Origin of the sequence: Streptomyces lincolnensis (assembly GCF_021173675.1) — a bacterium.
In the GTDB taxonomy this organism is placed as follows: Bacteria; Actinomycetota; Actinomycetes; order Streptomycetales; family Streptomycetaceae; genus Streptomyces; species Streptomyces lincolnensis_B.
Genome location: NZ_JAIHON010000007.1, coordinates 306,736 through 321,332, shown reverse-complemented (window position 1 = coordinate 321,332; position 14,597 = coordinate 306,736). Strand labels below are relative to the sequence as shown.

The window sequence follows — 14,597 nt, the reverse complement described above, 5'->3', positions numbered from 1 at the left end:
CCATGTAGGAGTGAGTGTCGTTGTCAGAGCGTGAATCTGACGGAATGGGCGAAGACGCAGGGTGTGCATCCGCAGACCGCGTATCGCTGGTTCCGTGAGGGGACGTTGCCGGTACCGGCTCAGCGGGTCGGGCCACGCACGATCCTGGTGAACGTCGACGCGAACGCCACGCCCGAAGCCGTCGGAGGCCTGGGCCTGTATGCCCGCGTGTCCTCGCATGATCAGAAGACCGATCTGGAACGCCAGGTCGCTCGGCTGTCGGCATGGGCGGCGAAGGCCGGTCACCGAGTCGTTCGTGTGGAGGCGGAGACCGCGTCCGGGATGAACGGCTGCCGTTCCAGGGCCCGGCGTCTGCTGGCCGACCCGAACGTGACCTGCGTGGTGGTGGAGCGCAAGGACCGGCTGGGCCGGATGAACGTCGAGCTGGTCGAGGCCGCCTTGTCCGCGACGGGCCGTCGCCTGCTGGTACTGGACGACAGCGAGATCGAGGACGACCTGGTGCGGGACATGGTGGAGGTGCTGACCTCGTTCTGCGCCCGCCTGTACGGGCGCAGGTCGGCGAAGAACCGCGCCCGCAAGGCACTGGAGGCCGCTGAACATGGCTGACCTCCGCCCGATTGCCGCGCCGTTCGTCGCTCTCGGCCCGTCCGGCGTTGCGGTACGTACCCGGCTGGGGGACCTCACGCCCGCGGATGAGAAGGTTCTGCGCCTGGTAGGTGCGCACCTGGGCTCGCTCGCCTCGAAGGACCTCAAAGCGCGTTGCATGGACGGCCTGGAGCACTCCACCCAGTCATGGGCGGCCCGTAAGCGGGACCTGACGGCCGAGTCGTCGTCCAGGTGGGCCGGTTCGATCACGAAGGCTACGCATGACCAGTGGGCGCTCGCCCGGCGTGGCCAGGCCGCACATGTGCAGTCCCTCGAAGCCGGTATCACGACGATCCGGCACCGGCTGTCGTTGCCGGTCGGGGAGAAGGCAAGCAAACGCGCCCCCGGCGGATACCGCTCCGCGCACGAGTGGTTTAACAAGACGCGACGGCTGCATGTGCTGGAGGACCGGCTCGACCGCGTTCAAGCCGACACAGCAGCCGGACGTGTGCATGTGGTACGCGGCGGTAAACGTCTACTGGGCACCCGCCACAACCTCAAGCAAGCGCAATGCACCGAGGACGAGTGGCACGAACGCTGGGAAGCCTCACGCTGGTTCCTCAAGGCGGACGGCGAGTCGGGGAAAAGGTTCGGCAACGAGACGATCCGCATCACGCCCGAGGGCGAAGTGTCGATCAAGCTCCCCGCCCCACTCGCCGACCTGTCCAACGCCAAACACGGCCGCTACGTACTCGCTGCGAAGGTACGGTTCCCACACCGGGAACAGGAATGGGCCGACCGCGTGGAGGCCAACCGGGCCGTGGCCTACCGCCTCCACTACGACACCGGGCGCGGGCGCTGGTACATCGACGCCTCCTGGCAGATCCCGCCCACCCAGACCATCCCGCTCGATGCTGCCCTGGCCGATGGCGTGATCGGCGTGGACACCAACGCCGACCACCTCGCCGCATGGCGCCTGGACACGCACGGCAACCCGATCGGTCGGCCGCGCCGGTTCTGCTACGACCTGTCCGGCACCGCCCAGCACCGCGACGCCCAGGTACGGCACGCCCTCACACGGCTGCTGAACTGGGCCAAGAGCTGCGGCGTCAAGGCCATCGCGGTTGAAGACCTCGACTTCCAGACCGAGAAAACCAGAGAGAAGCACGGACGCAAGCGCCGCTTCAGGCAGCTCATCTCCGGCATGCCCACCAGCGGGCTCCGCGCCCGACTAACCTCCATGGCCGACGCCACCGGTATCGCGGTCATCGCCGTGGACCCGGCCTACACCAGCAAGTGGGGCGCCCAGCACTGGCAGAAGCCGATGACCGGCCCCATCCGTAGGACCACCCGGCACGATGCGGCGAGCATCGCGATCGGGCGACGCGCCCAAGGGCATCCGATCCGGCGACGGACGGCACCGCCCCGTGCACACCGGAGCGATGTGCACGGGCATCGGACCGTCCAGGCCGACCGGCGTGCCCCTGGGCGTGAGGGGCCCCGCCCCCGCATCCCCGGACCACGGACACGATCCGTGCCGCCGGACGCGGCGCGTACGCGGGTGACCAGGACATCCAAAACCGTTCGGGGTGTCCGCAGTGACCAGGTATGGGTCCAAGACTCACTCCTGCTCACTGATCAGGAACGGTGAGCTGCGGCTCGGCTAGCCTGGGCGCACGATGGACGACCGTATGAAGACCCCCTGGGGCGAGCTCGCGCTAGCCCGATTTCCGGAGGATCCGCGCGACAGGCTGCGTGCCTGGGACGCCTCCGACGAGTACCTGCTGCGGCACCTCGCCGAGGAGGGGGTGGAGCTGTCCGGCACGGTCGTGGTGGTCGGTGACCGCTGGGGCGCGCTGGTCACGGCGCTCGCGGCGCACCGGCCGACGCAGATCACCGACTCGTACCTCACCCAGGAGGCGACGCGGGCCAACCTCGCCCGGAGCGCAGTGGAGCCGGGCGCGGTCGAGCTGCTGACCACGCGGGACACCCCGCCCGCCCGGATCGACGTGCTGCTGGTGCGGGTACCGAAGAGCCTGGCGCTGCTGGAGGACCAGCTGCTGCGGTTGGCGCCCTCGGTGCACGCGGGCACGGTCGTCGTCGGCACCGGGATGGTGAAGGAGATCCACACCTCGACGCTGAAGCTGTTCGAGCGGATCCTGGGGCCGACGCGGACCTCGCTCGCCGAGAAGAAGGCCCGGCTGATCCTCACCACTCCCGCGCCGTCGGCGAAGCCGGCCGGCAGCCCCTGGCCGTACAGCTACACGCTGCCCGACGGCATCGGAGTGGTGTCGGGGCGTACGGTCGTCAATCACGCGGGGGTCTTCTGCGCCGACCGGCTGGACGTGGGCACCCGGTTCCTCCTCCAGCACCTGCCGGAGACGAAGGGCGCCCGGGTGGTGGACCTCGGGTGCGGCAACGGAGTCGTCGGCACGGCCGTCGCGCTGGCCGATCCCGAGGCCGAGGTGCTGTTCGTGGACGAGTCGTTCCCGGCGGTGGCCTCGGCGGAGGCGACGTACCGGGCGAACGGCGTGCCGGGGCACGCGGAGTTCCGGGTCGGGGACGGGCTGGCGGGCGTCCCGGCCGGCAGTGTCGACCTGGTGCTGAACAATCCGCCGTTCCACTCCCACCAGGCGACGACGGACGCGACGGCGTGGCGGATGTTCACCGACGCCAAGCGCGCGCTGCGGCCCGGCGGGGAGCTGTGGGTGATCGGCAACCGGCATCTCGGGTATCACCTGAAGCTGAAGCGGCTGTTCGGCAACAGCAGGCTGATGGCGAGCGACCCGAAGTTCGTGGTGCTCAAGGCCGTCAAGCGGTAGGACGTCACGCGGTGGGACGTCACGCGGTGGGACGTCACTCGGTGGGCGTCACGCGGTGGGCGAGCCGCGCAGCGCCCTGGGTGAGGCGCCGAGCTCGCGTCGGCACGCCTTGTTGAAGGCCTGGAGGTCGGGGATGCCGACGGAGGCGGCGACGGCCGGGATGGACAGCGTCGAGGCGCGCAGCAGGTGGTGGGCGCGATCGAGTCTTCGGCGGCGGACGTAGCCGACGACCGTGGTGCCGGTGCTCTCGCGCAGCAGCCGGGTGAGGTGGTTGTGCGAGACGCCCGCGGCCCGTGCGATCTCCGGCACGGTCAGCCGGCCCTCCAGGTGGGCCTCGATGTAGGCGATGGCGGCGCTCACCGCGGGGTGCGGCCCCGGGTCTCCGGCGGCGGGGGCCAGTTCGGCGATGCGCCACAGCGCGGCCCAGATCTCGGCGCGGGTGCGCTCGGGTTCCCTGGGCACGGCGGCGACCGCCTGCCGCAACAGGGCGCTGAGGAGGGGCAGTTCGGGTCCGGCGTCCTGGACCAGGGGCAGGGTGCGGGCGGGGCCGGTGGCCGGGATGCTCAGGTGGGCGTAGAGGTGTTCGGAGCGGCCCCGGTAGCGGTAGCGGACCATGGCGCCCGGCGGGACCAGGCTGACCCGGCCGGGGCGGATGGCGTGCGCGGTGCCGTCGACGACGAGGTCGGCCTCGTACTCGTACAGGTGCAGCTGCCACAGTTCGGGCAGCCGGAACACGTCGGTGCGGCTCGCGACGCCGTGCACGCCGACGCCGGCGTTGACCACGACGGGCGGCTGGCCGAGGTGCAGCTCCGTCTCGTGCATGGCGGGGAGGTTACCCGGGCGGGGCGTCGGTGGCCCGTCTCACGCCGTGCCGGTTTCCCCTCACGCCGTGCCGGTTTCCCCGAACCGGAACAGGTTCAGTCGGTACGACTCCAGGTCGCGGCGCCGGATCACCGCCATGACGTTCAGCAGCAGCCGCAGGGACAGCGGCAGTGCGCGGCGTTCGGCGGCGGGCAGGTCGGCGAAGGTGCGGGAGTCGGTCAGGCGCAGCTCCGGGCGCCAGGTCTCCAGCTGCCGCGGGTCGTCGCAGCGCCAGTGCATGCGGGCGGCCATCGCGCCGAGGACGTCGTGACTGTCCTGCCGGGCCAGGGCACGGCCGTTCGCGGTCTCCAGGGCGAGGTGGGCGCCGGGCAGCCGCTCGGCGACGAGGTCGAGCACCGAGCGGACCTGCCGCTCGTCGAGGTAGATCAGGACGGCCTCGGCGACCAGGAGGTACGGCCCCGGACTGGCCCGTACGGTCTCGGTCCAGGCGGGGTCGGTGACGGAGGCGGCGAGGGTGCGGCGGCGGTCGGTGTCGTCGAAGAACCGGCGCCTGAGGGCCATGACGTCGGGCAGGTCGAGGTCGAACCAGTGGACCGTGCCGTTGTCGACGCGTTCGAACCGGGTGTTGAGGCCGGTGCCGATCTCCACGACGGTCCCGGACGGGTGCCGGCGAAGGAAGTCGCGGACCCAGCGGTCGAACTGGAGGGTGCGCAGGTTGGCGCCCATGAGGCTCCTGGCGCCGTCGAAGCGCGAGAAGTCGTAGTCGATCGACTCGACCATCTCCACGGCCCGGGGGTCCTGGAGGATGCCGTGCCGTTTGCGGGTCTCGACCGCCCGCGCGTACAGAGGGATGAGCAACGTCTCCTGGACCTCGCCCAGTTCGGGGACCCGCTTCGACTTAGGCATACCTAAGTATGCACACCGGCCGGTGGTCGGGCACCCCTCAGCACACCGATGAGGCCGGCGACCGTCCGTGCCATCGCCTCCCGCCCCACACCGAGGTACGTGCGGGAGTCGACGGCCTCGGGGTAGGCGGCGAGGAACTCCCGGATCGCGCCGGTCATGGCGATGTTGAGGGCGGTGCCGATGTTGACCTTGACGATGCCGCCCGCGGCGGCCGCGGCGAGTTCGTCGTCCGGGACCCCGGAGGAGCCGTGCAGCACCAGCGGTACGTCCAGGGCGTCGGCCAGGCGTGCGAGGAGGGCGTGGTCGAGGGCGGCGGTGCGGGTGGTCATCGCGTGCGAGCTGCCGATGGCCACGGCGAGGGCGTCCACGCCGGAGGCGGTGACGAAGGCGCGGGCCTCGTCGGGGTCGGTGCGGGCGCCGGGCGCGTGGGCGTCCGACGGGGCCTGTCCGTCCTTGCCGCCGACCCGGCCCAACTCGGCCTCGATCCACAGCCCTTGGGCGTGTGCCCAGTCGGCGGCGGCGCGGGTCGCGGCGAGGTTCTCCTCGTACGGCAGCTGGGAGGCGTCGTACATGACGGAGCTGAAGCCCGCGCCGGGCGCCTGGCGCAGCAGGTCGTCGCTCTGGACGTGGTCGAGGTGCAACGCGACGGGTACGGCGGCGCGTTCGGCCGCCGCGGTGGCGGCGCGGGCGAGCGGGAGGAGGCGGCCGTAGCGGAACGTGACGGCGTTCTCGCTGACCTGGAGGACGACGGGTGCGTCCGCGGTCTCGGCGCCGGCGACCACGGCCTCGACGTGTTCGAGGGTGATGATGTTGAAGGCGGCGATCGCGGAGTGCCGGGCGGCGGCGCGGGTGACGAGTTCGCCGGTGGTCACGAGGGGCACGGCGGTTCCTTCCGTGAGGGTCCCATGGTTCAGGGCGCGAGGATCACCGAGCGGGTGAGGTGGCGCGGCCGGTCCGGGTCGAGGCCGCGGGCCGCGGCGACGGCGACGGCGAGCCGTTGGACGCGGACCAGTTCGGCGAGCGGGTCGAGGCCGCCCGCCACCCACAGTCCGCCGGTCGCGCGCACCTGGCCGGCGAGTCCTTCGGGGGCGTCGCCGAGCATCCAGGTGGCGGTGCCGTGGGTGGTGATGCTGATGGGGCCGTGCCGGTACTCCATCGCCGGGTACGCCTCGGTCCAGGCGAGGCAGGCCTCGCGCATCTTCAGCGCGGCCTCGTTGGCCAGGCCGACCGTCCAGCCGCGGCCGAGGAAGGCGAACTGGGAGAACTCCACGAGCCCGTCGGGCAGCGCCCGGCCGAGCGCGGTGCGGGCGTCGGCGACGACGGTGTCGTCGTGCAGGCCGAGGTGGGCCCGGAGCAGGGTCAGGGCGGTGGTGGCGAACCGGGTCTGCACGACCGACCGTTCGTCCGCGAAGTCGAGGACGACCACCTCGTCGGCGGCGGTCATGACGGGGGTGTCCGGGTCGGCGGTGATCGCCGTGGTGCGGGTGCGGCCCTTCAACTCGCCGAGCAGGTCCAGCACTTCGGTGGTGGTGCCGGAGCGGGTGAGGGCGACGACCCGGTCGTACCGGCGGCCGGGCGGGAACTCCGAGGCGGCGAAGGCGTCCGTCTCCCCCTGCCCCGAGCCCTCGCGGAGCGCCGCGGCGGCCTGCGCCATGAAGTACGAGGTGCCGCAGCCGACGAGCGCGACCCGCTCCCCCGGTGCCGGCAGCGCCCCGCCGTGGTGCGCCGCCTCGGCCGCCGCGCGGGTCCAGCACTCGGGCTGGCTCGTCAGCTCGTCCTCGACATGGGTCATGCCGTACCCCTCACCCGCCGCGAATGTTCGTGATTGTTCTTGCAAGATATAGCCAACTTTCGAGCACAATCAAGCATTCGGCCGCAAAGGGGTGCGCTAAGGTCGCCGGGAGGCCTGGGTGGCCGGAGATGGCCGGAGAACGGAGGGTGCGGATGTCGCGCGACGCCCGCTGGAAGGCGCTGCTGGAGCTGCTCGTCGAGCGCGGCCGGCTGGACGTCGAGGAGGCGGCCGCCGACCTGGAGGTCTCGGCCGCGACGATCCGCCGGGACTTCGACCAGCTGGCCGAGCAGCAGATGCTGGTGCGCACCCGGGGCGGCGCGGTGGTGCACGGTGTGTCGTACGAGCTGCCGCTGCGCTACAAGACGGCCCGGCACGCCTCCGAGAAGCAGCGCATCGCCAAGGCGGTGGCGGATCTCGTCGCGCCCGGCGAGGCGGTCGGCCTGACCGGTGGCACGACCACCACCGAGGTGGCGCGCGCCCTGGCCGTGCGCAGCGACCTGACCTCCGGCCCGCCCGCGCTGACCGTCGTCACCAACGCGCTCAACATCGCCAACGAGCTGGCCGTACGCCCCCAGTTCAAGATCGTGCTGACCGGTGGGGTGGCCCGTCCGCAGTCCTACGAGCTCGTCGGCCCGCTCGCGGACGGCGTGCTCGGCCAGATCACCGTCGATGTGGCGGTCCTCGGCGTGGTCGGGTTCGACGTGACGGAGGGCGCCGCCGCGCACGACGAGGCGGAGGCCGCGATCAACCGGCTGCTGTGCGACCGGGCCGGGCGGGTGATCGTCGCCGCCGACTCCAGCAAGCTGGGCCGGCGGGCCTTCGCCCGGATCTGCCCGGTGGACGCGGTGGACACGCTGGTCACCGACGCGGCGGCCGACGCCGAGACCGTTCGGCGCTTCGAGGAGGCGGGGCTGCGGGTCGTGGTGGTCTGAGCGAGGCTCTCGGTGAGAGGTTCCCGGGACATCCGCCGCCGGACCCGCCTAGGCTGATCGAGGGAGGCTGCGATGAGCGCGACACCTGGGGATCACACCGGCTACCTGCCGATCGCCGAGCACGGACTGATCGGCGACCTGCGCAGCGTGGCGCTGGTGGGGACCAACGGCACGATCGACTGGTACTGCTGTCCCTCCTTCGACGCCCCGAGCGTCTTCGCGTCGATCCTGGACGCGGACAAGGGCGGCTCCTTCGAGCTGGCGGCGGCCGTGCCGGCGCGGACCAAGCAGTTCTACTTCCCCGACACGAACGTCCTGATCACCCGGTTCTTCACCGAGGACGGCGTCGGCGAGGTGCAGGACTTCATGCCGGTGGACGGCGTCTCGGTGGTGGAGACCGAGCGGCACCGGCTGATCCGGCGCGTGCTGTGCGTGCGCGGTTCCATCCCGTTCCGGACGCGCGTGGCGCCGCGCTTCGACTACGGCACCCTGCCGCACACCGTCCGCAAGGTCGGCGACGTCGCCGTCTTCGAGTCCGCCAAGCTGTCGCTGGGGCTGACCGCGACCGTGCCGCTGGAGGCCGACGGGCTCGACGTGCGGGCCGACTTCAAGCTCGCCGAGGGCGAGTCGGCGGTGTTCGCGCTGGACCAGGTCGGCGGCGAGGTGACCCCGCGCCGCTGTGCCCGCACCGAGGCCGAGGAACAGTTCAACTCCACGGTCGACTACTGGCGGCGCTGGCTGTCGGCGTCCAAGTACCGGGGCCGCTGGCGGGAGATGGTGCACCGCTCCGCGCTCACCCTGAAACTGCTCACCTACGCGCCGACCGGCGCCATCGTCGCCGCACCGACCACGAGCCTGCCCGAGGAACTCGGCGGCGAACGCAACTGGGACTACCGGTACGTGTGGGTGCGCGACGCAGCCTTCTGCGTGTACGCGCTGCTGCGGCTGGGCTTCACCGACGAGGCCGAGGCGTTCATGCGCTTCGTCACCCAGCACGTCTCCCCAGGCGACGGCAAACCCTCCGGCCCGCTCCAGATCATGTACGGCATCGACGGCCGCACCGATCTGACGGAGCGTGAACTGGGCCATCTGGAGGGCCACCAGGGCTCCGCGCCGGTCCGGATCGGCAACGCCGCCGCCGATCAGCTCCAACTCGACATCTACGGCGCGCTGATCGACTCGATCTACCTCTACGACAAGTGGGCCAAGGCGATCTCCAGCGACCAGTGGGACGACGTGTGCGCGCTGGTGGACTGGGTGTGCGAGCACTGGGACCAGCCCGACGAGGGGATCTGGGAGACCCGCGGCGGCCGCAAGAACTTCCTGTACTCGCGGCTGATGTGCTGGGTGGCGATCGAGCGGGGCATCCGCATGGCCACCAGGCGCGGACTGCCCGCCGACCTGGCCCGCTGGCAGGCGACCCGCGACACCATCTACCGGCGCATCCACAGCCGCGGCTGGTCCGAGGAGCGGCAGGCGTTCGTGCAGCACGAGGACGGCGACGTGCTGGACGCGGCCGTGCTGATGATGCCGCTGACGAAGTTCATCGCGCCCACCGACCCCAAGTGGCTGTCCACGCTGGACGCGCTCACCCAGGACCTGGTGTCGGACTCCCTGGTCTACCGCTACGACCCGGTGGCCAGCCCTGACGGATTGCGCGGCGACGAGGGCACGTTCTCCATCTGCTCGTTCTGGTACGTCGAGGCCATGGTCCACGCCGGGCGGATCGACGAGGCCCGCCTCGCCTTCGAGAAGATGCTCACCTACGCCAACCATCTGGGCCTGTACGCCGAGGAGATCAGCCACACCGGTGAGCAGCAGGGCAATTTCCCCCAGGCGTTCACCCATCTGGCCCTGATCAGCGCCGCGTTCAACCTGGACCGGGCGCTGGGCTGAGGGACCCCTGCCCCAGGGGGCGACGGGGCCTCACGACCGTGTCAGTCGGCCGTCGGGGACGCCTTCGCGGCCGTCGCGGCCGGGCCGCCCGGGGGACCTTGCAGGGTGGCCCGGCGCAGTTCGGGCACGGTCAGGGCCACCGCCGCCACCCCGGCCAGGCACACCGCTCCCCCGACGACCGCGGCGCCGGCCGAGGAGCCCAAGGCCCGGGCCACCAGGCCCGCTTCGAGGTTGCCCACCGAGGGTCCGGCGGTGGCCTGGGCGAGCCAGAGGCTGCCGACGCGGCCCTGGAGACGGTCGGGGGTGTGGTGCTGGAGCAGCGCACGGCGCAGGATCTCCGAGGCGGTGTCCCCGAAGCCGGCCAGGGCCAGGAAGAACAGTGCGAGCCACAGGTCGGGGCTGAGCCCGAAGCAGGTGACGGCCAGGCCCCACAGGGCGACGGCGCCGATCAGGGCGCGTCCGGCGCGATGCACCCGGCCCGTCCAGCCGCTGCCCAGCGCGCCGAGGAAGGAGCCGACCGCGGGGGCGGTGTAGAGCAGGCCGACGGTGGAGGGGCCGCCGCCGAAGTGCTCGGTGCCCAGTTCGGGGAAGAGCGCGTACGGCATCGCGAAGACCATGGCGCAGACGTCGATCAGCAGCAGCCCGGCCACCACCTGGTTGCCGCGGACGAAGCGCAGGCCCTCGGCCATCGCGTGCAGGGGATGCTGCGCCCGGTGTGCGCTCTCCGGCGGCAGGGCGGGCAGCGGGGCGAGGAGCGCGAGGCCCACGACGTAGACGGCCGCGTCGAGGGCGAAGCAGATCGCCACGCCCGGCCCGGCCGCGAGGAGACCGGCCAGCGAGGGGCCCGCCATGGCGCCGAGCTGGGCGGTGAGGGTGGTCAGCGCGCCCGCGGCGGCCACCTGTCCGGGCTGCACCAGGTTCGGTGTGGCCGCCATCAGGGCGGGTGCGCCCAGGCCGTTGATCCCGCCGGCTAGGACGGCCGCCACGAAGACGAACCACACCCGGGGCTGCGGCAGTGCCGCGTTCACCGCCAGGCCCGCGATGACGGCGGCCGTGGCGGCCCGGGTGACGAGGACGATCCGGCGCCGGTCGACGCGGTCGGCGAGGACCCCGCCCGCGATCAGTCCGACCAGCAGGGCCAGGCCCAGGACCAGGCTCATCAGGCCCACCTGGACCGTGGAGCCGGTCAGGGCGTAGACCTGGATGCTCGCCGCGACCGAGGTGAGATGGGTGCCGACCATCGAGATGGTCTGGGTGGCGAACACCAGCCGGAAGTTCCTGCTCGACCGCAGCGGCGCCACGTCGACGACGATCTCTCCCAGGCGCACCGCGACCCCCCGCTTCAGGCTTGATCCCGATCACATAGTAGGCAAGCCTTGCCTAACAAGCAGGGGGTCGGTCGGATCCGTCGATCAGTGGCCGTGCGCGCCCGTCGGCTCGTGGGTCTCCGGCCGGGTCCGCGCGGCGGAGGGCTCCTCGGCCGGCGTCGCGGTCCCGGCGCGGACGGTGAAGGCCGCGGTGTGGACCTCACCGGCGTGCTTGAAGTCCAGGAAGAGCCGGTAGCTGCCGCCGCTGGGCGCCGTGGCGGTGAACGAGACGTCCGGGCCGGACCTGGTCGTGCCGTCGCCCGGTTCACCGTTGGGGTGCACGTGGAGGTAGGCGAGGTCGCCGGAGCGCAGCGCGACCAGGTGGCCGTAGGCACCCAGGTAGGGCTGGAGGTCGGTGACGGGCCTGCCGCCGCGGGAGACCTTGAGCTTGAGCTCCTCGGCCACGCCCGGACGCAGGGTCCCGTCCAGCCGGACCTCGTAGCCGTGGATCCTCGCGGTGCCGCCGGGTGCGGGCAGGCGCTGCGGCTCGTAGGGGCCGGCGGCGGCCAGGTCGGCGCCGAGGGTGAGGTTCTCGGCGCTCTTCTTCGCCGGGGTGAAGTCGGCGAGGACGCGGTAGCCGCCCGCGCGGGGCAGGTCGACCGGGGTGCTCCAGGTGCCGTCGGCGGCCCGGGTGGGGTGCAGGTGGCGGTAGGTGACCAGGTCGCGCGAGGCGATGATGAGGTGGAGCTCCTTCTCGTGCTCGCGCCGGTAGGAGGTGACCGCGCGGCCGGTGGCGTCGCGGATGACGAAGCGCAGCTCGGAACGGTCCCCGGCGGTGACGCTCGGCGTCCTCAGGTCGAGGGTGTAGCCGCTCTCGGAGATCTGGAGTCCGCCGGCCGGCTCGGTCGCGTGCCCTGCGCTCCCGCTCTCCTTCTCCCGGGCCTCGGTGTGGGTGTCGTGGCGCGGGGGCGTCTTCTTGTCGACGACGGGGTCGACGCCCTGGCCCACTCCGTAGGCGGTGCCGAACGTGGCGGCCAGTGCGGCGGCGAATGCGGTGATCTTCAGTCCGGTGTGCATGGCCGACTCCTCCGGTTCGATGGGGTCTCGTATGCACTTCACCATACCCCTAGGGGGTATGAAGTCAACTCGGTGGATTACTTGATTAGAATACCCTGCAGGGGTATACCTGAGGACGCGTCCACCATACCCCTCCCCCGTATCCAGAGGAGCAGCGATGACCACCACCGCGGGCACCGAGACAGAACTCGTCATCGGCGGTATGACCTGCGCCTCCTGCGCCGCGCGCATCGAGAAGAAGCTCAACCGCATGGACGGGGTCACCGCGACGGTCAACTACGCCACCGAGAAGGCGCGGGTCAGCCACGCCGGTGACGTGTCCGTGCGGGACCTGATCGAGACGGTCGAGAAGACCGGGTACACCGCCCAGGAGCCGGCACCCCCCGAGCCCGAGCGTTCGGACGCCCCACCCGGGGACGACGAACTGCGGCCCCTGCGGGAACGGCTGATCACCGCGGTGGTGCTGTCGGTGCCCGTCATCGCGATGGCGATGATCCCCGCCCTGCAGTTCGAGTACTGGCAGTGGCTGTCGCTGACGCTGGCCGCGCCCGTGGTGACGTACGCCGGGTGGCCCTTCCACAAGGCGGCGTTCACCAACGCCCGGCACAGCGCGGCCACCATGGACACGCTGATCTCGCTGGGCACCTCGGCCGCGTTCCTGTGGTCGCTGTGGGCGCTGTTCTTCGGCACCGCGGGCACCCCCGGGATGACTCACCCCTTCGAACTGACCATCTCCCGCGGTGACGGCTCGGGGAACCTCTATCTGGAAGCCGCGGCCGGGGTCACCGCCTTCATCCTGGCGGGGCGCTACTTCGAGGCCCGCTCCAAGCGCAAGGCGGGCGCGGCTCTGAAGGCACTGCTGGAGCTGGGCGCCAAGGACGTCACCGTGCTGCGGCCCGACGGCGCCGAGCAGACCGTGCCCGTGGCGGACCTCAAGGTCGGCGACCGGTTCCTGGTCCGCCCCGGAGAGAAGATCGCCACCGACGGCACCGTCACCGAGGGCTCCTCCGCCGTGGACGCCTCCATGCTGACCGGCGAGTCGGTGCCGGTGGAGGTGCGCGTCGGCGACGCGGTCACCGGCGCGACCGTCAACGCGGGCGGCCGGCTCGTGGTCGAGGCGACCCGGATCGGCGGCGACACCCAGCTGGCCCGGATGGCCAAGCTGGTCGAGGACGCGCAGAGCGGCAAGGCCGCGGCCCAGCGGCTCGCCGACCGGATCTCCGGGGTGTTCGTGCCGATCGTCATCGCGCTCGCGCTCGGCACCCTCGGCTTCTGGCTCGGCAACGGCGCCGGACCGACGGCCGCGTTCACGGCCGCCGTCGCCGTCCTGATCATCGCCTGCCCGTGCGCCCTGGGCCTGGCCACGCCCACCGCCCTGCTGGTCGGCACCGGCCGTGGTGCCCAGCTCGGGATCCTGATCAAGGGTCCCGAGGTACTGGAGTCGACGCGCAAGGTCGACACCGTCGTCCTCGACAAGACCGGTACCGTCACCACCGGCCGCATGACCCTGCTGGCGGTCCGCACCGCCGACGGCACCGACGAGTCCGAGGTGCTGCGCCTGGCCGGCGCCCTGGAGCACTCCTCCGAGCACCCGATCGCCCGCGCGGTCGCCGAGGGCGCCCTCGCCAAGCTGGGCTCCCTGTCCGCACCGGAGGACTTCGCCAACGTGCCCGGTCTCGGCGTCCAGGGGGTCGTCGACGGTCACGCGGTCCTCGTCGGACGCCGGCGGCTGCTGGCCGACTGGGCGATGGCCCTGCCCGAGGACCTCGCGCGGGCCGCGGAAGAGGCCGAGCAGGCCGGTCGTACGGCCGTCTCGGTCGCCTGGGACGGCGAGGCCCGGGCGGTGCTTGAGGTCGCCGACGCGGTGAAGGAGACCAGCCCGGAGGCGATCCGCCGGCTGCGCGACCTGGGACTGACCCCGATCCTGCTGACCGGTGACAACGAGGCCGTGGCCCGGTCCGTCGCCCGCGAGGTCGGCATCGCGCCCGAGCACGTGATCGCCGAGGTGCTGCCGCAGGACAAGGTCGACGTCGTCAAGCGCCTTCAGGGCGAGGGCCGTTCGGTCGCCATGGTCGGCGACGGCGTCAACGACGCGGCCGCCCTCGCCCAGGCCGACCTGGGGCTCGCCATGGGCACCGGCACGGACGCCGCGATCGAGGCGGGCGACCTGACCCTGGTCCGCGGTGATCTGCGGGCCGCGGCCGACGCCATCCGGCTCGCCCGCCGGACCCTCGGGACCATCCGGTCCAACCTGTTCTGGGCCTTCGCCTACAACGTGGCCGCCCTGCCGCTCGCCGCGGCCGGCCTGCTCAACCCGATGCTCGCCGGGGCTGCGATGGCCTTCTCGTCGGTGTTCGTGGTGGGCAACTCCCTGCGGCTGCGCTCGTTCCGGGCCGCGGCCTGACCGGCCCGGTCACGAAGGGGGCGCCGCACCCGCGGCGCCCCCTTCGTCAGCTCC

At 72.1% G+C, this 14,597-nt stretch carries 12 protein-coding genes; 6 read left to right on the top strand and 6 right to left on the bottom strand.

Annotated features, from left to right (window positions below; genetic code table 11):
• The first annotated feature begins 30 nt into the window (after positions 1 to 30).
• The 3 genes from K4B79_RS22465 to K4B79_RS22455 are packed head-to-tail and all read left to right on the top strand — an operon-like array spanning position 31 to position 3,407.
• Complete coding sequence (locus tag K4B79_RS22465; protein WP_232028654.1) at positions 31 to 606, top strand: IS607 family transposase; 576 nt, start codon at positions 31 to 33, stop codon at positions 604 to 606.
• Positions 599 to 2,236: a transposase gene (locus K4B79_RS22460; protein ID WP_232028653.1), complete on the top strand. Its 1,638-nt coding sequence runs from the start codon at positions 599 to 601 to the stop codon at positions 2,234 to 2,236. Before K4B79_RS22465 ends, K4B79_RS22460 begins: the two co-directional genes overlap by 8 nt.
• A gap of 40 nt (positions 2,237 to 2,276) precedes the next feature.
• Complete coding sequence (locus K4B79_RS22455; RefSeq protein ID WP_374208506.1) at positions 2,277 to 3,407, top strand: methyltransferase; 1,131 nt, start codon at positions 2,277 to 2,279, stop codon at positions 3,405 to 3,407.
• A 48-nt stretch (positions 3,408 to 3,455) separates the two neighbouring features.
• Here the strand turns inward: K4B79_RS22455 and K4B79_RS22450 are convergent, their stop codons facing one another.
• From K4B79_RS22450 to K4B79_RS22435, 4 genes are read right to left on the bottom strand one after another with little or no spacing between them, the layout of a single operon-like run.
• On the bottom strand, positions 3,456 to 4,229 hold the full coding sequence (locus K4B79_RS22450) for an AraC family transcriptional regulator (protein ID WP_232028651.1): 774 nt from the start codon (positions 4,227 to 4,229) through the stop codon (positions 3,456 to 3,458).
• Positions 4,230 to 4,289: 60 nt separating this feature from the next.
• On the bottom strand, positions 4,290 to 5,135 hold the full coding sequence (locus K4B79_RS22445; protein ID WP_232028650.1) for a class I SAM-dependent methyltransferase: 846 nt from the start codon (positions 5,133 to 5,135) through the stop codon (positions 4,290 to 4,292).
• 2 nt (positions 5,136 to 5,137) lie between these two features.
• Positions 5,138 to 6,016, bottom strand: coding sequence for a class II fructose-bisphosphate aldolase (locus tag K4B79_RS22440; protein WP_232028649.1), 879 nt, complete (start codon positions 6,014 to 6,016; stop codon positions 5,138 to 5,140).
• A 29-nt stretch (positions 6,017 to 6,045) separates the two neighbouring features.
• A complete protein-coding gene (locus K4B79_RS22435; RefSeq protein WP_232028648.1) occupies positions 6,046 to 6,927 on the bottom strand; it encodes an SIS domain-containing protein in 882 nt (293 codons plus the stop codon).
• A gap of 152 nt (positions 6,928 to 7,079) precedes the next feature.
• Between K4B79_RS22435 and K4B79_RS22430 the strand changes: the two genes are divergently transcribed.
• Both K4B79_RS22430 and K4B79_RS22425 read left to right on the top strand, forming a co-directional pair.
• Entirely contained in the window at positions 7,080 to 7,859 is a 780-nt protein-coding gene (locus tag K4B79_RS22430) for a DeoR/GlpR family DNA-binding transcription regulator (protein WP_232028647.1), read from the top strand.
• Positions 7,860 to 7,931: 72 nt separating this feature from the next.
• Complete coding sequence (locus K4B79_RS22425) at positions 7,932 to 9,755, top strand: glycoside hydrolase family 15 protein (protein WP_232028646.1); 1,824 nt, start codon at positions 7,932 to 7,934, stop codon at positions 9,753 to 9,755.
• Between the two features lie 41 nt (positions 9,756 to 9,796).
• Here the strand turns inward: K4B79_RS22425 and entS are convergent, their stop codons facing one another.
• Both entS and K4B79_RS22415 read right to left on the bottom strand, forming a co-directional pair.
• The gene (entS, locus tag K4B79_RS22420) at positions 9,797 to 11,083 is read right to left on the bottom strand and encodes an enterobactin transporter EntS (RefSeq protein ID WP_232028645.1); all 1,287 of its coding nucleotides are present in this window, start codon (positions 11,081 to 11,083) and stop codon (positions 9,797 to 9,799) included.
• A gap of 84 nt (positions 11,084 to 11,167) precedes the next feature.
• The gene (locus tag K4B79_RS22415; RefSeq protein ID WP_232028644.1) at positions 11,168 to 12,139 is read right to left on the bottom strand and encodes a hypothetical protein; all 972 of its coding nucleotides are present in this window, start codon (positions 12,137 to 12,139) and stop codon (positions 11,168 to 11,170) included.
• 157 nt (positions 12,140 to 12,296) lie between these two features.
• Here K4B79_RS22415 and K4B79_RS22410 point away from each other — a divergent pair, with 157 nt between their 5' ends.
• Positions 12,297 to 14,543 carry a heavy metal translocating P-type ATPase gene (locus K4B79_RS22410; protein ID WP_232028643.1) on the top strand — a complete coding sequence of 749 codons (2,247 nt, stop codon included), beginning with the start codon at positions 12,297 to 12,299 and terminating at the stop codon, positions 14,541 to 14,543.
• Positions 14,544 to 14,597 lie beyond the last annotated feature (54 nt).